Annotated in this window: 1 pseudogene; it reads right to left on the bottom strand. The window is 75.6% G+C overall.

Annotated elements, in window-relative coordinates:
• A pseudogene (locus tag VB737_RS07435) lies at nt 1-741 on the bottom strand (ATP-dependent DNA helicase RecG); the annotation flags it as partial.

Here is a 741-nt window from a genome sequence, read left to right as displayed (position 1 = left end):
GGTCGGGCCAGCGGCTCGCCGCCGGCAGCACGGCGGCGATGGCCCGGGCCAGGGTGTCGCCGCTGAGTCCCTCGGTGAGGGCATAGACCGGCACGAACCGCCCGATTAGCTCCGAACGCACCGGCGCGCCGGGGGCCTCCAGCACCTCCAGCAGGGGATCGGCGAAGCCGGGGCCATAGGGGCTGTCCTTCACCAGGCCGCTCACGGCCACCGTGGCCCCCACCGGGTAGAGCCGCTGCTGGGCCTTGAGCCAACCGGGGCTGCTGAAGCGGCGACCGGCGAAGAAGCGCGTCACCCGCAGGCGGCCGGTGACGTCCTGGAGCTGCAGCTCCAGGATCGCCAGGTTGGGGTTGCGGGGGCTGCCGAAGGCGTGGCAGCGGCGCACCGTCGCCACGATGGTGGCGGTCCGCCCCGGCTCCAGGGCCGCGATCCGCACCAGATGGGCGTAATCGAGGTAATCACGGGGGTAGTGGTGCACCAGGTCGCGCACCACCAGCAGGCCGAGGGCGGCCAGCCGGGTGGCGGTCTTCGGGCCGATCCCCGCCACCTCCCCCAGGGGCGTCTGGGGATCGAGCCCCCGGGGGCCGCCGGCGTCCGGCCCCGCCTGTCCAGCGGGAGCCAGCCGCAGGCGTGGAGGCCCCACGGGCCGGATCTCCTGCCGGCGGTGGCGCAGCTCGTGCAACGCCTGCCGCAGCCGCCGCACCAGCGACTGGCGGCCCGCCAGCGCCAGCTCGCCGTAGC

This window comes from Synechococcus sp. BA-120 BA3, assembly GCF_034931285.1.
Classification (GTDB): domain Bacteria; phylum Cyanobacteriota; class Cyanobacteriia; order PCC-6307; family Cyanobiaceae; genus Cyanobium.
Note: the sequence above shows the minus strand (reverse complement) of the source record. Positions and strands in the feature narration are given on the sequence as shown.